20 protein-coding genes and 1 tRNA gene are annotated in these 18924 nt (G+C 69.5%); 15 read left to right on the top strand and 6 right to left on the bottom strand.

The window, feature by feature from the left end; genetic code table 11:
• Nucleotides 1-5: 5 nt before the first annotated feature.
• Nucleotides 6-425 carry a hypothetical protein gene (locus AOK03_RS25540; RefSeq protein ID WP_055567686.1) on the top strand — a complete coding sequence of 140 codons (420 nt, stop codon included), beginning with the start codon at nucleotides 6-8 and terminating at the stop codon, nucleotides 423-425.
• 22 nt (nucleotides 426-447) lie between these two features.
• On the opposite strand, the gene AOK03_RS25535 is transcribed toward AOK03_RS25540, so the two are convergent.
• Complete coding sequence (locus tag AOK03_RS25535; protein ID WP_055567685.1) at nucleotides 448-1209, bottom strand: SDR family oxidoreductase; 762 nt, start codon at nucleotides 1207-1209, stop codon at nucleotides 448-450.
• Between the two features lie 149 nt (nucleotides 1210-1358).
• On the opposite strand from AOK03_RS25535, the gene AOK03_RS25530 reads away from it, so the two are divergent.
• Nucleotides 1359-2210, top strand: coding sequence for a helix-turn-helix transcriptional regulator (locus tag AOK03_RS25530; RefSeq protein WP_055567684.1), 852 nt, complete (start codon nucleotides 1359-1361; stop codon nucleotides 2208-2210).
• 578 nt (nucleotides 2211-2788) lie between these two features.
• Here the strand turns inward: AOK03_RS25530 and AOK03_RS25525 are convergent.
• Entirely contained in the window at nucleotides 2789-4180 is a 1392-nt protein-coding gene (locus tag AOK03_RS25525) for a cystathionine beta-synthase (protein WP_055567683.1), read from the bottom strand.
• Between the two features lie 164 nt (nucleotides 4181-4344).
• Between AOK03_RS25525 and AOK03_RS25520 the strand changes: the two genes are divergently transcribed.
• From AOK03_RS25520 to AOK03_RS25500, 5 genes are all read left to right on the top strand, one after another.
• A complete protein-coding gene (locus tag AOK03_RS25520; protein ID WP_079074954.1) occupies nucleotides 4345-5364 on the top strand; it encodes an SGNH/GDSL hydrolase family protein in 1020 nt (339 codons plus the stop codon).
• A gap of 299 nt (nucleotides 5365-5663) precedes the next feature.
• The gene (locus AOK03_RS25515; protein WP_244177744.1) at nucleotides 5664-6332 is read left to right on the top strand and encodes a hypothetical protein; all 669 of its coding nucleotides are present in this window, start codon (nucleotides 5664-5666) and stop codon (nucleotides 6330-6332) included.
• A gap of 23 nt (nucleotides 6333-6355) precedes the next feature.
• Nucleotides 6356-7366 carry a hypothetical protein gene (locus AOK03_RS25510; protein WP_244177743.1) on the top strand — a complete coding sequence of 337 codons (1011 nt, stop codon included), beginning with the start codon at nucleotides 6356-6358 and terminating at the stop codon, nucleotides 7364-7366.
• 773 nt (nucleotides 7367-8139) lie between these two features.
• Nucleotides 8140-9060 (top strand): hypothetical protein, encoded by a 921-nt coding sequence (locus AOK03_RS43210; RefSeq protein WP_055567681.1) that lies wholly within the window; start codon nucleotides 8140-8142, stop codon nucleotides 9058-9060.
• Nucleotides 9061-9177: 117 nt separating this feature from the next.
• Nucleotides 9178-10062, top strand: a complete 885-nt coding sequence (locus tag AOK03_RS25500) for a hypothetical protein (protein WP_055567680.1) — start codon at nucleotides 9178-9180, stop codon at nucleotides 10060-10062.
• A gap of 13 nt (nucleotides 10063-10075) precedes the next feature.
• On the opposite strand, the gene AOK03_RS25495 is transcribed toward AOK03_RS25500, so the two are convergent.
• Nucleotides 10076-10516: an ATP-binding protein gene (locus AOK03_RS25495; protein WP_055567679.1), complete on the bottom strand. Its 441-nt coding sequence runs from the start codon at nucleotides 10514-10516 to the stop codon at nucleotides 10076-10078.
• A 193-nt stretch (nucleotides 10517-10709) separates the two neighbouring features.
• Here AOK03_RS25495 and AOK03_RS25490 point away from each other — a divergent pair, with 193 nt between their 5' ends.
• The 6 genes from AOK03_RS25490 to AOK03_RS25465 all read left to right on the top strand — a co-directional run bounded on the left by AOK03_RS25490 (nucleotide 10710) and on the right by AOK03_RS25465 (nucleotide 15427).
• Nucleotides 10710-11555, top strand: coding sequence for a helix-turn-helix domain-containing protein (locus tag AOK03_RS25490; protein WP_055567678.1), 846 nt, complete (start codon nucleotides 10710-10712; stop codon nucleotides 11553-11555).
• Nucleotides 11556-11567: 12 nt separating this feature from the next.
• Complete coding sequence (locus tag AOK03_RS25485) at nucleotides 11568-11765, top strand: DUF397 domain-containing protein (RefSeq protein WP_055567677.1); 198 nt, start codon at nucleotides 11568-11570, stop codon at nucleotides 11763-11765.
• A 142-nt stretch (nucleotides 11766-11907) separates the two neighbouring features.
• Nucleotides 11908-12150 carry a DUF397 domain-containing protein gene (locus AOK03_RS25480; protein WP_055567676.1) on the top strand — a complete coding sequence of 81 codons (243 nt, stop codon included), beginning with the start codon at nucleotides 11908-11910 and terminating at the stop codon, nucleotides 12148-12150.
• A gap of 54 nt (nucleotides 12151-12204) precedes the next feature.
• On the top strand, nucleotides 12205-12879 hold the full coding sequence (locus AOK03_RS25475) for a hypothetical protein (RefSeq protein WP_055567675.1): 675 nt from the start codon (nucleotides 12205-12207) through the stop codon (nucleotides 12877-12879).
• Nucleotides 12880-13112: 233 nt separating this feature from the next.
• Nucleotides 13113-14333 (top strand): acetyl-CoA C-acetyltransferase, encoded by a 1221-nt coding sequence (locus AOK03_RS25470; protein ID WP_055567674.1) that lies wholly within the window; start codon nucleotides 13113-13115, stop codon nucleotides 14331-14333.
• A 245-nt stretch (nucleotides 14334-14578) separates the two neighbouring features.
• Nucleotides 14579-15427, top strand: coding sequence for a hypothetical protein (locus tag AOK03_RS25465; protein ID WP_244177742.1), 849 nt, complete (start codon nucleotides 14579-14581; stop codon nucleotides 15425-15427).
• A gap of 19 nt (nucleotides 15428-15446) precedes the next feature.
• On the opposite strand, the gene AOK03_RS25460 is transcribed toward AOK03_RS25465, so the two are convergent.
• Nucleotides 15447-15728, bottom strand: coding sequence for a hypothetical protein (locus AOK03_RS25460; RefSeq protein WP_055567673.1), 282 nt, complete (start codon nucleotides 15726-15728; stop codon nucleotides 15447-15449).
• 132 nt (nucleotides 15729-15860) lie between these two features.
• On the opposite strand from AOK03_RS25460, the gene AOK03_RS25455 reads away from it, so the two are divergent.
• A complete protein-coding gene (locus AOK03_RS25455; protein ID WP_055567672.1) occupies nucleotides 15861-16091 on the top strand; it encodes a DUF4287 domain-containing protein in 231 nt (76 codons plus the stop codon).
• Nucleotides 16092-16223: 132 nt separating this feature from the next.
• Here AOK03_RS25455 and AOK03_RS25450 read toward each other — a convergent pair whose 3' ends face one another.
• Together AOK03_RS25450 and AOK03_RS25445 are read right to left on the bottom strand one after the other, a co-directional pair.
• Nucleotides 16224-17153 carry a Bax inhibitor-1/YccA family protein gene (locus AOK03_RS25450; RefSeq protein ID WP_055567671.1) on the bottom strand — a complete coding sequence of 310 codons (930 nt, stop codon included), beginning with the start codon at nucleotides 17151-17153 and terminating at the stop codon, nucleotides 16224-16226.
• A 421-nt stretch (nucleotides 17154-17574) separates the two neighbouring features.
• Nucleotides 17575-17657 (bottom strand) — tRNA-Leu (locus AOK03_RS25445).
• A gap of 411 nt (nucleotides 17658-18068) precedes the next feature.
• On the opposite strand from AOK03_RS25445, the gene AOK03_RS25440 reads away from it, so the two are divergent.
• Nucleotides 18069-18839: an ABC transporter ATP-binding protein gene (locus tag AOK03_RS25440; protein WP_055567670.1), complete on the top strand. Its 771-nt coding sequence runs from the start codon at nucleotides 18069-18071 to the stop codon at nucleotides 18837-18839.
• Nucleotides 18840-18924 lie beyond the last annotated feature (85 nt).

The following is an 18924-nucleotide window of genomic DNA, read 5'->3' as shown; positions in this document are numbered from 1 at the left end:
CGGGTATGGAAGCCCGTGACGCCGAACTCAAGAAGGAACTCGACGCCACTCTGCACGCCCGCAGAGAACTCGGCGAAGAGTACGACTCCGCCTTGGTCGACTCGTTCCTCGGGAAGATCGAGCAGCGCCTGGACGGCACGATCGACCGCCGCATGCGCCGCCACCTCGCCGAGCAGCAGATGGTGGTCGCCCGCGGCGCCCGCTCCCCCGCGAGCGGGGTCGACTCCTGGGGCGAGCGCTTCGGGTTCGGCGTCGTCTCGCTGATCCTCGCGGTCCCGCTCTCCGCCATCGCCGTGGTCAACGCGGGCCTGACCGGGCTCTTCGTGTCCTGGGCGGGCATCGTCGGCGTGAACGTGGCGGCCGCCCACCGCGGGTCGCCCTTCGGGCGGCGGCGCGACGAGCGCAGGTCGGAGTGGGACGACTGACCCCGTCCCCCTCCGGGGCGGCTCACGCCTGGCGCGTGGGCAGCACGATGAGCTGGCGCAGGTTGACGTGGCGCGGACGGCTCGTCGCGTAGGCGATCAGGTCCGCGACGTCCTCCGATTCCAGTGAGCCGACCGCGCCGAACATGCCTTCCAGCTGCCCGCTCAGCTCACCGTTGTCGATGTGCCCGCGCAGCTCGGTGTCCGTGAAGCCCGGCTCGACGTTGGTGACGCGCACGTCACGCGGGCCGAGCTCGGTGCGCAGGGACTCCGACAGGTGTGTCAGCGCGGCCTTCGTCGCCCCGTACACCGCGTAGTTGGTGAACGCGAGGTGCGCGCCGATCGAGGAGATGTTGACCAGGTCCGCCGCCCCGCCCGCCGCGGCCGCCTCGATCAGGTCCGGCGTGAAGGCGCCGATGATGCGCAGCGCCCCCGCCACGTTCGTGTCCAGCATCCGCTGCCACTCGTCGGTGCGGGCCTCGGTGACCGGGTTGGGCAGCATCACACCCGCCGAGTTCACCACCAGGTCCACGCGCCCGTAGGCGGCGCGGACCCGCTCGGCGGCGGCGTCCACCGACGCCTGGTCGGTGACGTCGGCGGTGACGGCGAGCGCCCGGCCGCCGTCCGCCCCGATCTTGGCGGCCAGCTCTTCGAGCCGGTCCGTGCGGCGGGCGAGGAGGACGACCCGCGCCCCGCGGGCGGCGAGCAGCCGGGCCGTGGCCTCTCCGATGCCGCTGGCCGCGCCGGTGACGAGGGCGGTGCGGTCCTGAAGCGTCTCGTACGACATGAGTGAACTCCCTGACGATCCTTGCCGTCCCGGGCTCCCCGGCGGCGAGAACCACTCTCATCGGCCCGCTCCACGCCACCCAGGGCTGTGCTTTTCCTGGGTCCGGCAGTACCAGGATGGAATCGGTCCGCCCGCCTAGGATCGAACGCATGGACGGCGACCTCGGAGACTTCCTGCGCTCACGGCGTGCCCGCATACAACCCGCCGACGTGGGCCTCACCGCCTACGGCCGGCGCCGCGTGCCCGGCCTGCGCCGCGAGGAGGTCGCACAGCTGGCGGGCGTGAGCGTGGACTACTACATCCGCCTCGAACAGGGCCGCGGCCCCTCGGTGTCCGACGCCGTGCTCGACGCCGTCGCCCGCGTGCTGCGCCTGGACGAGACCGAGCACGCCTACCTGCGCACGGTGGCCCGTCCCAGGCCCCGCCCCCGCAGGGCCGGGACCACGGCGCAGCAGGTCCGCCCCGGGCTGCGGCTGCTGCTCGACAGCATCGACCGGGCCCCGGCGTTCATCTTCGGCCGCCGCATGGACGTCCTCGCCTGGAACGCCCTCGCCGACGCCCTCAACGGCTTCTCCCGCCTCTCCCCCGCCGAGCGCAACATCCCCCGCCAGGTCTTCCTCGAAGGCCCCGGCCGGGACTGCTATCCGGAGTGGGAGTCGGTGGCCGCGGAGACGGTCGCGTATCTGCGCCTGGACGCCGCGCGCTTCCCCTCGGACGCCGAACTGTGCGCGCTGGTCGGCGAGTTGTCCGTCAAGAGCGAGGACTTCCGCCGTCTGTGGGCGGACCACCAGGTCAAGGAGAAGACGCACGGCGTCAAGCGCATCAACCACGCGGTCGTGGGGGAACTGGTCCTGCCGTACGAGACGCTGACCCTGCCCGGCGACCCGGACCAGCTCCTGGTCGTCTACACGGCGGAACCCGGCACCGAAAGCGCGGACCGCCTGGCTCTCCTGGGCAGTTGGACGGCCCCCGCGGCGAAGCCGAGCCCCACGACCTCCTGACCGTGCGGGGCCTCATCCCTTCTCGCCTGCGGGCGGTGGGGGCTTGTCGCGCAGTTCCCCGCGCCCCTAAAACGTCCCCCGCACCCTTCCCCGGACGCCCAAGGGCTGCAGCGTCGGGTGTCTCTTCTCGACCGCGGGCCCGTCGTGGCTTGTCGCGCAGTTCCCCGCGCCCCTGACTGGTCCACCTCGTCCCGAGCCGCTTGCGGGGGGCTTCTCCGTGCCGGGTGCGGGGGTCGAGTCAGGGGCGCGGGGAACTGCGCGATCAGCCCCCACCGGCCCGCAGCCGAGAACCGCCCGACCCAGCGGAGCGCAGGGCGCGCCATCGCGAGGACCGCCGCACCCCCGGGGATCCCCCAGGGGGCGGGACGACGGCGGTCCTCGCGCAGGACGCCTGACGGGTCAGAGCCGTCCGCGTCCAGGCGTCCACGGATCCGGGAGCCGCTCCGGAGTTCCTGACGCCGACAACCACCAATGTGCCCGAGCCGTGTTAAGCGTGTGCTGCGTACACATGTCGTGCTCGTACCGCTTCCGCGAAGTTCCCTCGCGGCACGCTTGCCACGGGACCCGGACCGCGGAGGTCACTGGGACTGCTGCTCCGCGAGGAAGGCCAGGAGGTCCTGCCGGCTCACGACACCCGTCGGCTTGCCCTCGACCAGCACGATCGCCGCATCCGCACCGCCGAGCACCGACATCAGGTCCGCCACCGGCTCACCGGAGCCGACCTGCGGCAGCGGGTCCGACATGTGCTTCTCCAGCGGGTCGGAGAGCGAGGCGCGCTGCGCGAACAGGGCGTCCAGGAGCTCGCGTTCGACGACCGAGCCGATGACCTCCGCGGCCATGACGTCGGGATGCCCCGCGCCCGGCTTGACGATCGGCATCTGCGAGACGCCGTACTCCCGCAGGACCTCGATCGCCTCCCCCACCGTCTCCTCGGGGTGCATGTGGACCAGCGAGGGCAGCTCGCCGCCCTCCTTGCGGCTCAGCACGTCGCCGACGCGCGGCTGGTCACCGGCCTCCTCCAGGAAGCCGTAGTCGTTCATCCACTCGTCGCTGAAGATCTTGCTCATGTAGCCGCGCCCGCTGTCCGGCAGCAGCACGACCACCACATCGTCCGGACCGAGCCGCTCCGCGACCCGCAGCGCCGCCACGACGGCCATGCCGCAGGAGCCGCCGACGAGGAGGCCCTCCTCCTTGGCGAGCCGCCGCGTCATCTGGAAGGAGTCCTTGTCGGACACCGCGACGATCTCGTCGGTCACGTTGCGGTCGTACGCGGTCGGCCAGAAGTCCTCACCGACGCCCTCGACGAGGTAGGGCCGCCCGGACCCGCCGGAGTACACGGACCCCTCGGGGTCGGCGCCGACGACGGTCACGGAGCCCTTGGAGATCTCCTTCAGATAGCCGCCCGTCCCGGAGATCGTGCCGCCGGTCCCGATGCCCGCCACGAAATGGGTGATCTTCCCTTCCGTCTGCTCCCAGAGCTCGGGGCCCGTGGAGTGGTAGTGCGAAAGGGGGTTGTTCGGGTTGCTGTACTGGTCGGGCTTCCAGGCGCCGGGCGTCTCGCGCACGAGCCGGTCGGAGACGTTGTAGTACGAATCCGGGTGCTCCGGGTCGACGGCGGTCGGGCAGACCACCACATCGGCGCCGTACGCGCGCAGCACATTGATCTTGTCGAGGGACACCTTGTCGGGGCAGACGAAGATGCACTTATAGCCCTTCTGCTGGGCCACGATGGCGAGGCCGACCCCGGTGTTGCCGGAGGTGGGCTCGACGATGGTGCCGCCGGGCTTCAGCTCCCCGCTCTGCTCGGCCGCCTCGATCATGCGCAGCGCGATGCGGTCCTTCACGGAACCGCCGGGGTTGAAGTACTCGACCTTGGCCAGGACGGTCGCCTGGATGCCCGCGGTCACGTTGTTGAGCCTCACCAGCGGGGTATTGCCGACGAGACTGATCATCGAGTCGTGGAATTGCACCGTTGTCTCCGGGCTGCGATGTAGTGCGACGAATTGGTGCGGTCAGCCTAAGGGTCCGGCTCATCCGTTCACCTCTGCTTGCGATTGGCCGACCGTGCTTACGGGGCAATGAGTGGATGTGCGGCCGTACGCAGCGGTACGGCACGAGGAGGTGGCTGCAGGGCATGTCGAGGGCGAGGGTGGCGCGGCGGATCGCCGCGGGCGCGGCGTACGGCGGCGGAGGCATCGGGCTGCTCGGGGCTGCCACGGTGGGCGTGGTGCTCGCCGAGGTACAGCTGGCGAAGCGGAACGTGGGCAACGGGCACGTGGATCCACCGCGGGCCGACGGGCGCTACGGCGGGGCGTTCGCCGCGGCGGCCGCCCGTCCCACGCACGCCGAACCGGTGCGGTTCGCGATGCTCGGGGACTCCACGGCCGCGGGGCAGGGCGTCCACCGGGCCAGGCAGACCCCGGCGGCGCTGCTCGCCTCCGGGCTGGCCGCGGTCGCCGAGCGGCCCGTGGACCTGCGGAACGTGGCGCTGCCGGGCGCGCAGTCGGACGACCTGGACCGCCAGGTGACGCTGATCCTGTCCGACCCCTCCTGGGTGCCGGACGTCTGCGTCGTCATGATCGGCGCGAACGACGTGACGCACCGGATGCCGCCGACCCGGTCGGTGCGCCATCTCTCCGCCGCGGTACGCAGGCTGCGTACGGCCGGTTCGGAGGTGGTGGTCGGCACCTGTCCCGACCTGGGCACGGTCGAGAACGTCTACCAGCCGCTGCGCTGGCTGGCCCGCCGCGTCTCGCGGCAGCTGGCCGCGGCCCAGACGATCGGCGTGGTCGAGCAGGGCGGGCGGACGGTGTCACTGGGCGATCTGCTCGGCCCCGAGTTCGCGGCACACCCGCGCGAACTGTTCGGCCCCGACCGCTACCACCCGTCCGCGGAGGGGTACGCGACGGCGGCGATGGCGGTACTCCCCACGCTGTGCGCGGCGCTCGGCCTGTGGCCGGAGGAGGAGCGCCCCGACGTCTCGCGGCGCGAGGGCTTCCTGCCGGTGGCGCGGGCGGCGGCGCGAGCGGCTTCGGAGGGCGGCACGGAGGTCACCGCGGCGATGCCCACGGGCCCCCGGGGACCGTGGGCACTCCTCAAACGCCGACGCCGCCGCCGCATCCACACTCCGGACCCGTCCCCGCTGCCCCACTGAGGCCGCGGCGCGGAAATGGCGCGTCCGGTGCGGCGGGCCGCCTTGTTCCCGGCGGAACGAACTGCGCAGCAGGCCAGAGGGAGCCGAAACACGCCCGGATTTGCTCTCCGGGACGGTCGCCCGCTTCTCGAGTCGTGGCGGTGCGCGACGCATACGAGCCAAGAGTGATCAGAGGTGACTCAAACTCTGCTGGTATGCGCCTATATATGCCGTTGACCAGCGACCCTGCCGCTGGTGTCCCCCACCCCTCCTGGATAGCTTGGTTCACTCCAGAGAACCCTCGCCCCCAGGAGCTGACCGTGAACCGCCGCCGCCCCACCCTGCTCGCAGCAGCAGCCATGACTGCCGCCGCGGCCCTCTCGCTCTCGGCGTGCGGAGGAGGCGACGGCGACTCCTCCAAGGACAAGATCGCGGGCGCCGACACGGACTCGGGCGGCAAGAAGGAGTCGCCGGCTCCGAAGGCGTCGGAGGACGGGGTCGACCGTCCGGAGATCAAGCTGCCGAAGGACGTGAAGAACGTCTTCGAGGGGGGCGGGACCGGGGATCCGAAGAAGGATGCGGTGCTCGCCGACAACGAGCGTCGGATCAACTCGATCGACGAAGCGATCACGGTCGACGCGAAGACGCACCGGGCACTGAAGTTCTACTCGTCCGGCGAAGCCCTGCTCACGGCTGCCGACTACATCCAGGGCTTCCGCAAGGAGGGCAAGAGCTTCATCGGGACCACCCGCTACTACGACCGTAAGGTCACCTTCCTCAAGGAAGGCGTCGCAGCAGTCGCGTACTGCCAAGACGGCACCAAGACTTATCCCAAGGACCTCAAGACCGGGAAGGTCGACCGGTCCATCCCGGAGTCGGCGGACGATTACGGCTTCTACAACACACGGTTGAGGAAGAACTCCAAGGGCGTCTGGCAGACAGAATCCGTCACGTACGTGGAAGACGCGACCAAGAAGTGCATGAAGTGACTCGGCTGCATCTGAGTCGCTGGGTGACCACGTCCCTGGCCCTGGCCATCGCCTCGACTCCCTGCGCCGCGTACGCCGCCGGAGGCAAGACGACGGGTGAGCGGAAGGAGGCGCAGCAGACCACGGCCACCCGCCAGGACAACAACCTGGGCGTGCAGACGAAGGTCCAGACGACCGTCGAGGGCAGTCCGAAGTCAACGAAGACGGGCACGCTCACCCCGGCCAACAGCAACTGGGACCCCCCGGCCTGCTGGTACGAGCCCGCGTACTCCCCCAAGCAGATCGAGGCCACGGTCAAGGCCATCCGGTCGTTCAAGGCCTTCAGCATCGGCGACCTCGTGGGCGGAGTCTTCGACTCGTACTTCAAGGAGGGCCACCCCTACAAGAACTACAACCTCGACAAGCAGGGCGAGGGACAGTTCTGGGCGGCGGCGGTCGACGAGAAGCGCAAGGACGAACCAGAGGCCCAGGCCTGCGACAAGATGCCGTTCTGGGTGGCCAAGGGCGAGCCGCCCAAGGAGCGCCTCGCGGTCTCCCCCAGGATCCTCGCCGAGTACGCCTACGGCCAGATCCCGGTCCCCGACACGGAGATCAAGATGGCGCCCGAGGGCGAGACGAAGGTCAATCTGCCGACCTGGATGTGGTTGGACAAGGCCAAGTTCAAGAAGATCTCGGTGACCGCGAGCCTGCCGGGAACGGGCCTCTCCGCGACGACGACCGCCGAGCCCGTCTCCCTGAAGCTCGAACCGGGAACGTCGGACGCCGAGACGTACCCGTCGTCCGGCGAGTGCCCGATCGGGGACGACGGCCGGATCGGCAAGCCCCGCGCCAAGGGAACCCCGGCGGACACGGACCCGCCGTGCGGCGTGCGCTACCTGCGCTCTTCCGGCGACGCCTCGTACGAGCTCGGGGCCACCATCACGTGGCGGGTCACCTGGAAGAGCACCACGGAACCGGGCGGCGAGCTGCCCCCCGGCGAGTTCGGTGCGACGCAGGACGTCGTCGTACGCGAGATCCAGTCCGTCAACCGCTGAACCACGGCCACGGCCACACAGTCTGCACCGGCAAGCTCCCCCTTCCCAACCGCATCGGGAAGATGACATGTCCCGGTGATCGTCTCCAAGAATCCGCGGCAGCACACCGAGAAGGGCTTGAGGAGTGTGGACTGGTATCCGCCTCGGGACGAGGAATTGTTGATGCGGGGCAACGCGTCTTTCGCCACAGGGAGCGCCCCGAAGGTCGCAGGGTTGCGCTCTTTCCGGGACACCGACAGGCATGACATCGAGGGCGAGTTGACCACTGCCTCGGGCTGGCCGCAGGGCCCCGGCTTCACACCACGCGGGCAGACGGACAGGGCAGGAGTGCGCGCTTTAGACGTGGTTCTGCTGGGGATCCCGCGACTGCTCAACATGATCGCGAACTCTCCCCTGGAAGTTGGATCCCGCACGGCGTTCCAAGGGATACCGAACCGATCTCGTACTGACCGATCGCCGTCTCGTCATCCTCGGTGTTGAGGCCAGGGCCGGGGGCTGGCACCCGCCGAGGAGCTCTGGTCCTTGCCGAGGAAGGACGTGGTCGGCGCCGAGCGGATGAAGTTCTCCGAAGGCACAGCCGATGTCAGGCTCCGTTTCGCGGATGGCTCCTGGGCCCGCTTGAAAGTCAGCGACGCCGCCAAGCTGAGCGGGCCGAGACTCCCTGTCAGCGAGGCATGACGTCCGCCTCGCTGACAGGGCGTACGAACGGGTCGCAGCCGCCAGGCCTCGGTCGGCTGGTTCCGGGGCCTTCGCCACGTAGGAGGGGCACGCATATGGACATCTGGCTCACCGACCCGGACGAGACGTTCCTCGCCCGTGGTCCGGTCGCATTCGCCACCGGCGCCGCCGGGCACGTCAAAGACAAACGCTGGTTTCGTGACACCGAGCGCGCGGACATCCAGGGGGAGCTTCCGGGCTGGCCCGCACGGCCGGTCGACACCCCGAATTCCGTGAGTGGCTCACTCGCGCGGAAAGCCGGAAAGGGCGTTGTTGTCGGGCTCGGTGTGGCGGTCATGGTTGTTCTCAGTGCCGCCGGCGGCAACCTCAGTGGCGGCAGCTCTGGCCCGGGCTCCGGTTCAGACACGCCGGACGACCCCGCCGACGAGGTCGAGGACTTCCCCGTCATGTGGGCCGCTCCGGGCACGCTCGCCCGCACGCTGCCCTGGCAGCTGGACCCGGGGCGCTCGGACGACAAGCGTTACCGCACGCATGCGATCGTGACCGACCGCCGATTGGTCGTCGTGGGCTTTCCCCTTTCCAAGAAAAATGAGTCGCGGATCGAGGACGAGGTCCTCTGGGAGGTCCCACGCTCCGCGATCGACACGGTCGAGCGCCGTGACTTCAAGTACGGAAACGATGTACGGATCGTGTTCACGGACGGCTCTTGGTGCAGGCTCCGCTCCCTCACCCGGGAGGAACTCACCTGGCCTCTGATAGCGCCCCGCGACTACATCCCCCTGGACTCGCTCACGTCGGCCCAGCGGGCCACCGTCGAGGCCTTCGTCGCCACCAGGCACCCGGACGTCGAGCCTCCACTGGTCACGCGGAACGCCTGTGGCTGCTACCGGGTCCTCGTGGTGGACCAGCTCACGGTCGACGCGGACTTCGGCACCACCGAATGGGACATGACCATGGACGCCGACGGCGTGGAGGTCGAGCCGGTCGCGTACCACCCAGAAGACTTCGCCAGCTGATTCACCTGATCCCGCACCCGAACGCGAAGCCGACCAGGACAGCCCCCATGTGGTTCCTCGCCCCAGAGGGCCTCTTCCCGAACCGGACGAAGGCACTCAAGGAGAAATGACGTACTGATGCACTGGCTCACCGACCCCGAAGAAGACGTCCTCACCCATTCCGCAGCCACCTTCGCCACCGGCACGGCCCCCTCCGTCTCCGGACACCGTTGGTTCCGCGACGCCGAACGCAACGACATTCAAGGAGAGTTGGTGAGCGCGGGCTGGCCGTCCGGGCCCGCCTACGCGCCTCGCACCGCCGGGAACAAGGCATCCCGTCGCGTCGGCAGCGCACTGACCTCCGCCCTCGCCCTGGTCACGAACCTCGTCCTCAACGAGAACAACGTCGGCTCGGGTGACGGCAAACCCGAGGATCCGGAGAACGAGGTCGACGACTTCCCCGTCATGTGGGCCGCCCCCGGTACCCTCGCCCGCACCCTGCCGTGGCAACTGGACCCCGCACGCCGCCCCAAGGGCTGCACCACGGACCTGGTCATCACCAATCGCCGCCTCCTCTTCGTCGGTTCGGAGCTCGGCCTGCTGGAACACGCCGACGTGCTCTGCGAGCTCCCGCTCGACGCCCTCACCGACGTCCGTCACATGAAGTTCAGCAGGCTCGAAGCGGATGTCCGGCTGACCTTCGCGGACCGGTCCTGGGTACGGCTCTTCACCGGCGCCCGCAACAGCGCCGAGCGCCTTGAGCAAATGCACGACGGAATGGTGCGCATGCTGTCGGCGAACGCGCTCACCCCAGGTCAGCGGCAGGAAGCGGCCCGCTTCTGCGCCGCGATGCCGAAGAGGCCGTATCCCCCGACGTACGCCATGCTGCCGAGCGGCACCGTCCTGATGGAGGTTCGCTCGCCGTCCAAGTTCGCGGCCGGGTGCTTCGACATGGCCGTCAACTTGATGGACGAGACGGGCGAACGAACCGGGCCCCGGCCAGGAGATCCGTCCGTCGCGTAGCCTGCCGGGCCCTCTACCGGCCGGAGCCCGGCGTCACCTCGGCCCACAACAGCTTCCCCGCCTGCCCCGTCCCCATCGAACAGGACCCCCACCTGTCCGCGCACTCCCGCACGATGTGCAGCCCCCGCCCGCTCTCCGCCGTCCCCGGCGGCCGGAGGTCGACGTCACGGCCGTCCTCCCCGAACCCGTGCGGGATCTGCGGATCGGAGTCCCACACGGCCACGCGGATCCCCTCCGGGGACGACGAGTGGAGGCGGAGCGCGTAGGGGCCGCCTGTGTGGCAGTGCGCGTTGTTGAGCAGTTCGCCTGCGAGGAGCTCCGCGGTGGGGGCGAGTTCCCCGAGACCGTACGTCTTGAGCACCGCGCGGAGGGTGGCTCGGGCGACCCCCGGGGCGCGGGGGTCGTGCGGGAGTTGGAGGGTGTACGTCCAGGGCGGGGATACGGTTGCGTGCATGGAAGTCTCCGTCGCGAGTGGGTAGTTGCCGATTGGACCCAGTGACGTTGTCGCTCCGTCGAGCGAGGTTCTTCTGGGCAGTGGCGCCACTCAGAAGGTAGCGATGCAGAGTTAAGGTGTTAACCGAAACTCAATAAAGCCCTACACAACCACTCATGTGAGTGACGGGATATGAGGAGAGGCGAACGCGCCCGTGAGAAGCAATCCGACGGGACGCCAACTCCGGTTGGGCAACGAGCTGCGCAAGCTCCGTGAACGTGCCGGCCTGACATCGACGGAGGCCGGGAAGCTCCTCGGCGTCAAGCAGAACCAGATCAGCAACATAGAGTCCGGGCGGCTCGGCGTGAGCTCGGCGCGGGTGCGCGCACTGGCCTGCCACTACGACTGCTCCGACAAGCCCCTCGTCGACGCGCTGTCCGGCATGACCGGCGAACGTACGCGCGGATGGTGGGAGGACTATCGCGAGATCCTGTCCGCAGGACTGCTGGACCTCGCCGAGATCGAACACCACGCCACATCGCTGCGCACCGCTGTGACGGTGCACATCCCCGGCCTCCTCCAGACCACGGACTACGCCCGCGAGATCTTCCGTCAAAGCGTTCCCGAGCTGTCGCCACCGGACATCGAGCACCGCATCTCGTACCGCATCAAGCGGCAGGCCGTGCTCTTCCGGGAGTCGCCGACACCCCACCGGGCAACCGTCCACGAGGCCGCCCTGCGGATGCGGTTCGGCGGCGTCACCGTGGCCCGGGCGCAGCTCAAGCACCTCGTCGACATGAGCGAGCGGGAGCACATCTCCGTCCACGTGATCCCGTTCGCCGCCGGAACCTTTCCGGGCTCGGGCCAGTCGATCTACTACTCCGCAGGTCCCGTGCCCCAGCTCGACACGGTCAACCTCGACCAGTCGCACGGCCCGGTGTTCCTGGACGCCGAAGCCCAACTCGACAAGTACCGCGTCCTCCTCGACCGCATGGAAGCCATCGCACTCCCACCCACGAAGTCACGCGACTTCATCCACAACATCATCCAGGATCTGTGAAGGAATCCCACGATGCCCGAGCTCACCTGGCAGAAGTCCTCCTACTGCCAAGAAGGCAACTCCTGCATACACATCGCCACCGAGCCCACCGGCACAGTTCACCTCACCGAGAGCAGCGACCCCACCGCCGCGATACTCAGCACCACCCCCACGGCCTTCGCCGCGCTGCTGCGCGCCACGAAGCGGCCCGCAGGCGCCGAGACGGCCTGAGGGGACGTGGAGGTATGTGCGCCCGGAGCACGGTGAGCCACGCTCCGAGGTGCCCGGACCGAGGCCCCGCACCGGGATGGCGAGGACGTACATACCTCCGCGGCCCCGCCCCGCAGACGGAGAAGAGGCGCAGACCCCAGCCATGACCGAGACGCCCCGCATCCCCACCGACCTCGACTGGACCCGCGCCGCCCCCGAGGACGACCACGGCCCGGGCCCCTGGATCGAGATCGCCTTCGGCACGGACGACGACGCCGTCTACCTCCGCGAGACCAGCGACCCGGACAACATCGTCACGACCACCCGCAAGAAGTGGGACGCCTTCGTGCTCGGCGCGCAGGCAGGCGAGTTCGATCACTTCGTAGAAGGCGCGGAGGACCACTGACCGCTACGGAAAACCAGTACCGGTCCCCCGCACACCCACTGCTACGGTCCCGTCATGTCCGGACCCAGAGAACCCGTTGCACCCGTCCAACCCGTCACCCCCGCAGACGTCACCCGCGCCGTCCGCCTCGCCGTAGCCGCACTCCGCCAGGCCCCGCCCGACGCCGACTGGAGCGTCAAGGCGGGCGGCATCGACTGGGACTGCTGGGAAACCGTCGAGCACCTCGCCGACGACCTCTTCGCCTACGCCGCCCAGCTGGGCCCGGAGCACCCGCCCCAGCACACCGAGGTGCCGTTCCTCTGGTACCGGCGCAGGGACGGAGGCCCCTCCAACGTCACCTTCGCCGACCGCGGCTCCGGCATCGCCGGGCTGCTCCAGGTCCTGGAGTCCTGCGGAGCCCTCCTGACCGGCATGGTCGCCACCACCGCGCCCACGGTCCGGGCCCACCACACGTGGGGCGCCTCCGACCCGGAGGGCTTCGCCGCGATGGGAATCGTGGAGACCCTCGTCCACACGTACGACATCGCGGGCGGCCTCGGCATCGACGCCACCTGGCACCCGCCCGCCGACCTCTGCGCACGCGTCCTGCACCGCCTCTTCCCGGACGCCCCCACCGACACGGTCCCCTGGCCGACCCTCCTGTGGGCGACAGGGCGCGGCGAGCTCCCGGGGCGCGCCCGGCTCACCACGTGGCGCTGGCACGGGGAGCCGAGGGAGGCCAGGGGCTGAGACGGTGCCGGGCGCCTTCAGGGGCGCGGGGAACTGCGCGACCAGCCACGACGGACCCGCGGCCGGAAACGGACCCCGCCCGCCGAGGCCGCACCCGCTTCCGCCCAGGGCCCCGCGGCCTGAGCGCCCGCTTAGAAATGCGGTCGGAGTCACATCCTCCAGCCGATGACCGATAGCAATACGTGCAGGTAACTTCCCAGTGAGTCCTGCCCCTTCGCCACTGGAGCGTCCTGATGCCCGAAGCCGTGATCGTCTCTGCCGCCCGCACCCCGATCGGCCGCGCCTTCAAGGGGTCGCTGAAGGATCTGCGGCCGGACGACCTGACCGCCACCATCATCGAGGCCGCCCTCGCCAAGGTCCCCGAGCTGGACCCGAAGGACATCGACGACCTGATGCTGGGCTGTGGTCTGCCCGGCGGCGAGCAGGGGCACAACCTGGGCCGCATCGTGGCCGTGCAGATGGGCATGGACCACCTCCCGGGCTGCACCATCACCCGGTACTGCTCCTCGTCCCTGCAGACGAGCCGCATGGCCCTGCACGCCATCAAGGCGGGCGAGGGCGACGTCTTCATCTCGGCGGGCGTCGAGATGGTGTCGCGGTCCGTCAAGGGCACGTCCGACGGCCTGCCCGACACCCACAACCCCCTCTTCGCCGACGCGGAGGCCCGCACCGAGGCCGTCGCCAAGACCGAGGGCTCCACCTGGCACGACCCGCGCGAGGACGGCCTGGTCCCGGACGCGTACATCGCGATGGGCCAGACCGCCGAGAACCTGGCCCGCGCCAAGGGCGTCACCCGTCAGGACATGGACGAGTTCGGCGTCCGCTCGCAGAACCTCGCCGAGGAAGCCATCAAGAACGGCTTCTGGGAGCGGGAGATCACCCCCGTCACCACCCCCGACGGCACCGTCGTCAGCAAGGACGACGGGCCGCGCGCCGGGGTCACCCTGGAGGGCGTCCAGGGCCTGAAGCCCGTCTTCCGCCCCGACGGCCTGGTCACCGCCGGCAACTGCTGCCCGCTCAACGACGGCGCCGCCGCCCTCGTGATCATGAGCGACACCAAGGCGCGCGAGCTCGGCCTGACCCCGCTCGCCCGCATCGTCTCCACCGGCGTCACCGGCCTCTCCCCCGAGATCATGGGCCTCGGCCCGGTCGAGGCGAGCAAGCAGGCGCTGCGGCGTGCCGGTCTCACCATCGACGACATCGACCTGGTCGAGATCAACGAGGCGTTCGCCGCCCAGGTGATCCCGAGCTACCGCGACCTGGGCATCGACATCGACAAGCTCAACGTCAACGGCGGCGGCATCGCCGTCGGCCACCCCTTCGGCATGACCGGCGCCCGCATCACCGGCACGCTCATCAACTCCCTCCAGTTCCACGACAAGCAGTTCGGCCTGGAGACGATGTGCGTCGGCGGCGGCCAGGGCATGGCGATGGTTATCGAACGCCTCAGCTAATAACTGCTGACGCAGAGTTCGCAGTGCTGACGCTCAGTCCCTGCATCACTTCGTGACCCAATCTCCCCCAGGATGTGACCTATCTCCTGGGGGAGATGGATATGCCCAGCTCAGAGCGGATCCAGAGGTAAACCTCGGGCCCAAAGTCCTGTCCCATTCGTGACGTAATGCACTGACAGGTGGATCGTGCAGGCTTCAAGCTGATGTAGGAAGTCGGGGGTCGACTTGAAACCGGGAGTACGTCAGTGAGCGCCTTGCCTCTTGCCCTGCTGCTCTCCACGGCCGCTGCCACGGCCGTGGGCGTCGCTGCCCTGCACGCGGTGCACGGCCTGCGGAAGCAGCTCGCCGAGATCACAGCCCTGCACACCGAACTGGCCGACAGCCGTGCCACGAGCGCCCCGCACCCCACGGTGCCGGGCGCCCGCACCACGGTGGACACCGACGAGATACGCGCGGCGGTGACCGAGGCGCTCGCCGAGGAGCGCGAGCGGGAGCTCGCCGAGGCCCGCGCCTTCTGGGCCGCCCAGGAGGCCCGCGAGGGCTCCGACGGGCCCTCGCTGCTCAGCGGGCTGCCCGGCATTCCGGACGGCATCGCCGACGAGCTGTTCCTGCCCCGCCAGGCCGACTTCGCGGGCATCGAGTCCGACAGCCTGGAGCCGGTGACGGAGCCGTTCGCCGACTCCGCGGGCACCGACGAGTACGCCGCGGACTCCCCCGAGCTGGCCGCCGCCCGCCGCCGCCACCCCTCGCACCCGGACTTCGTGCCGGTGCAGACGCCGACGCCCGAGGGGCACGGCGACCACGAGCGCACGGTGGCGTGCCTAGAGGAGCTCGCCGACGCCCGCACCGCCCTCGCCGACGTCCGCCCCGGCCCGCTGGGCACGCTGGACGTGTACGTCTTCGCGGACGGCACGACGCTGTGCATGACGCCCGGACACCGCGAGACCGCGGAGCTCCTGGCGACCGCGCTGCGGGAGGGCAGGACCCCGTTCCTGCTCGGCGGCTCCGGCATCTCCGGTGCGTACGCCCTGACCTTCGAGTGCGGCGCCGAGAACATCTACATCCTGGCCGACCGCGTCATCGCCTCGGTCTGACCACCCACCGGGCCGGGCCCTAGACCCCGGCCCGTTTCTGCGCCTCCTCCACGAGCTCCAGCGCCCGCGCGAGCTCATCGGGGTCCGTCAGGACAAGGGCGAGATCACGCCCCGCGACGGTGATCTGGTCGGCCGCGGCGAACATCCCCGCGTCCGGCATCTCCCGCGGCCGCGCCTCCGGTTCCTCGATGCGCTGGGTGCGGGCCGCCAACTCCCTGGCCAGAGCGAGCGCTTCGGCCGCCGCTCCCCGCTGCAGGCGGCTCTGCGGGGCGGCCCGCAGACGGTCGGCGAAATGGTCCACTGCGGCTGTCAAAGGCGTCGTATCGAGCACCCAGCGACCTTATGCGCCTTCCCGGGACTGTTGCCAACGCCCCAACCCTCAGGCACGGTGGCGTGAAGGACGGAACACATCGCGACGCGTCCGGAGGCGCCGATGTCCCAAGTCTTCTCCGAGGAGACCCACCGCAACCTGCTCGCCCGAATCCCCCACTGCACCGGTCGTGAAATCTCCGACTGGCTGCGCGCCGTGGACGAAGGCCCCTCTCTCTTCCGCTTCGAGGAGAAGGTCAGCTGGCTCCGCACCGAACACAACCTCGCGTACGGGCACGCGAAGGCAATCATCCACGAGTACGACCTCAGGCGGGCTGCCCGCAAACTCCTCTGACCGGCTCCCCAGAAGACACGACTCCACTGCTCACACCCTCACGAGCACACGGCGAAGGGCCCGCGGACCGTCTCCGGTCCGCGGGCCCTTCGGTGCTGTGCGCCTCAGTGATGGGGCGCCTCAGCCATGCGTCTAGTCGTTGCCCGAGAAGATCGCGATCAGGCGCAGGAACTCCATGTAGATCCAGACGAGCGTCATCGTCAGACCGAACGCGGCGAGCCAGGCCTCTTCCTTCGGCGCGCCATAGGCGATGCCGTCCTCGACCTGCTTGAAGTCCAGGGCGAGGAAGCAGGCGCCGAGCAGGATGCCGACGATGCCGAACACGATGCCGAGGCCACCGCTGCGGAAGCCGAGCCCGTCACCGCCGCCGAAGACCATGAACAGCAGGTTCACGGCGGTCAGCAGCAGGAAGCCCATCGCGGCGGCCATCACGAAGCCGTAGAAGCGACGGTTGACGCGGATCCAGCCCGCCTTGTACGCCACGAGGACGCCGATGAAGACGGCCATCGTGCCGAGCACGGCCTGCATGGCCGCACCGCTGGCGATGCGGTTGTCGACGACGCTGGAGACGACGCCGAGGAAGACGCCTTCCAGGGCGGCGTACGTCAGGATCAGCGCGGGCGAGGCCTTGCGCTTGAAGGCCTGGACGAGGCCCAGGACCATCGCGATGAGACCGGCGCCGATGGCGATGCCGTACGACTTGCTGATGTTGGCGTCGTCCACCGGCAGCAGCGCCCAGGCGAGCGCGGCCGTCACCACGAGGGTGCCGAGCGTGGTCGCGGTACGCATGACGACGTCGTCCATCGTCATGCGGCCCGCGGTGGTCACGGGCGCCTGGGGCGCGCCGTGCTGCAGGTCCTGCTGGGCGTACGGGTTGGTGGCGTAGGGGTTGCCCGCGGGGGCCTGCTGGCCGGCGTACGGATTGCCCTGCGCGTACGGGTTGCCCTGTTGGGTCTGGGTCGCGCCCGCGGGTCCCCCGGCCTGCGGCTGCTGGCCGAAGCCGGCGAAGCCGTTGTCGCGGCTGAACCCCCGTCGCGAGAAGACCGGGTTACTGCTCCTCATTTCACTCCTCCATGGCCACCGTGTGTGGCTTTGCCTCAAGAGTAATGCGTAGGCAAAGGGATGAGCCTAGTGCTTGGGGAGGATCTTTCCCTCACTGTGACGGAGAACGCTCGACGAGGGGCCCACTGTTCCCGGATCGGTACCGTTACGCCGCTCGGGTGACTCCACGTGCCGCACATGGCGGTCCGCGCGCAGTAACCGTCCGTATTGATGCCGCCACGGTCCACCGCGGCCGCGCCGATCGCAGACCCGCACCGTGGCCGTCAACACCGTTGCGCACCACTTGAAGTGACGTGCCATCAGAAGGATCCGGACGATCTTCGGCGCAGAAGGGTGGACGATCATGATCGAGGGGGCGCCCAGAACCTTCACAAAGCACCCACAAAGCCGCACGCGAAGGTCAACGGCAGTGCAGCGGATGTGCCCGGAGCCGGACTCGAACCGGCACGCCCCCGAGGGGCAGCGAGGTTTAAGCTCGCCGTGTCTGCATTCCACCATCCGGGCAGGCCATGGGCTCCGCGTCGAGGCTTCGACCCTATCGGGAGGCATCCCCCGAACAGCGGAAGGGCAGCCCGATGTTGTCTTATTTTATTGACGTCTGAGGGTGCATCAGTCGCGGTCACGGTCTGTTGGTACATGCCGGAGGCCTTTCCCCGGGCCCAGCCGGTCTCGTGGGCCTCTGCACGGAATGACGGAATTTAGCCGCCCGGACGCTCACGGTCCCGCTTTCTCCCTCTTCTTCTGCTTCTCCTCCTCCCCGCATCAGGGATACGTGTCATCCCCAGGTATGACAGGCCGACCTCAAGTCCGACTGGAGAGGGCCCCGGGAACCGGAACAGCGGCTGACTACAGGGCAGTGATCGGCCAGGACGATGGAGTACGTCCCCACTCGTCGTCCGACAGGAGCACCGTCCCGTGACCACCACCCCCTTCGCCGCCCGCGCCACCGCCGTGGCAGCGCGCGCCACGGATCTCTCCAAGGTGTACGGACAGGGCGAGACCCAGGTGGTCGCCCTGGACCATGTCTCCGTCGACTTCGGGCAGGGCGAGTTCACCGCGATCATGGGCCCCTCCGGCTCCGGCAAGTCGACGCTGATGCACTGCGTCGCCGGTCTGGACAGCTTCAGCTCCGGCTCCGTGCGCATCGGCGAGACCGAGCTGTCCACCCTCAAGGACAAGCAGCTCACCAAGCTCCGCCGGGACAAGATCGGCTTCATCTTCCAGGCGTTCAACCTGCTGCCGACCCTGACGGCGCTGGAGAACATCACGCTGCCCATGGACATCGCGGGCCGCAAGCCGAACAAGCAGTGGCTGGAGCAGGTCATCGAGATGGTCGGCCTCTCCGGGCGGCTGAGCCACCGGCCCACCGAGCTCTCGGGCGGCCAGCAGCAGCGCGTGGCCGTCGCCCGCGCGCTCGCCTCCCAGCCGGAGATCATCTTCGGTGACGAGCCGACCGGAAACCTCGACTCGCGCTCCGGCGCCGAGGTCCTCGGCTTCCTGCGCAACTCCGTGCGCGACCTCGGCCAGACCGTCGTGATGGTCACCCACGACCCGGTGGCGGCGTCGTACGCGGACCGCGTGATCTTCCTCGCGGACGGGCGGGTCGTCGACGAGATGCACCGGCCGACCGCGGACGGCGTGCTCGACCGGATGAAGCACTTCGACGCCAAGGGCCGCACGAGCTAGTGGCCGCTTGGCCTCGGGCGGTTCCTCCCTACCGCCGTCGAGGCCGGGCTTTCGTCGGGACTGCGGGCCGTCCGTGGCTCGTCGC

It is taken from the genome of Streptomyces atriruber, from assembly GCF_001418325.1.
GTDB classification, from domain to species: Bacteria; Actinomycetota; Actinomycetes; order Streptomycetales; family Streptomycetaceae; genus Streptomyces; species Streptomyces atriruber.
Note: the sequence above shows the minus strand (reverse complement) of the source record. Positions and strands in the feature narration are given on the sequence as shown.

Coding starts and splice junctions, on each gene's coding strand:
- AOK03_RS25450 (WP_055567671.1), bottom strand. CDS start 17,153: ATGAGGAGCAGTAACCCGGTCTTCTCGCGACGGGGGTTCAGCCGCGAC.
- AOK03_RS25495 (WP_055567679.1), bottom strand. CDS start 10,516: ATGCACGCAACCGTATCCCCGCCCTGGACGTACACCCTCCAACTCCCG.
- AOK03_RS25535 (WP_055567685.1), bottom strand. CDS start 1,209: ATGTCGTACGAGACGCTTCAGGACCGCACCGCCCTCGTCACCGGCGCG.
- AOK03_RS25480 (WP_055567676.1), top strand. CDS start 11,908: ATGACCGAGACGCCCCGCATCCCCACCGACCTCGACTGGACCCGCGCC.
- AOK03_RS25455 (WP_055567672.1), top strand. CDS start 15,861: ATGTCCCAAGTCTTCTCCGAGGAGACCCACCGCAACCTGCTCGCCCGA.
- AOK03_RS43210 (WP_055567681.1), top strand. CDS start 8,140: ATGGACATCTGGCTCACCGACCCGGACGAGACGTTCCTCGCCCGTGGT.
- AOK03_RS25485 (WP_055567677.1), top strand. CDS start 11,568: ATGCCCGAGCTCACCTGGCAGAAGTCCTCCTACTGCCAAGAAGGCAAC.
- AOK03_RS25540 (WP_055567686.1), top strand. CDS start 6: ATGGAAGCCCGTGACGCCGAACTCAAGAAGGAACTCGACGCCACTCTG.
- AOK03_RS25470 (WP_055567674.1), top strand. CDS start 13,113: ATGCCCGAAGCCGTGATCGTCTCTGCCGCCCGCACCCCGATCGGCCGC.
- AOK03_RS25500 (WP_055567680.1), top strand. CDS start 9,178: ATGCACTGGCTCACCGACCCCGAAGAAGACGTCCTCACCCATTCCGCA.
- AOK03_RS25520 (WP_079074954.1), top strand. CDS start 4,345: ATGTCGAGGGCGAGGGTGGCGCGGCGGATCGCCGCGGGCGCGGCGTAC.
- AOK03_RS25530 (WP_055567684.1), top strand. CDS start 1,359: ATGGACGGCGACCTCGGAGACTTCCTGCGCTCACGGCGTGCCCGCATA.
- AOK03_RS25475 (WP_055567675.1), top strand. CDS start 12,205: ATGTCCGGACCCAGAGAACCCGTTGCACCCGTCCAACCCGTCACCCCC.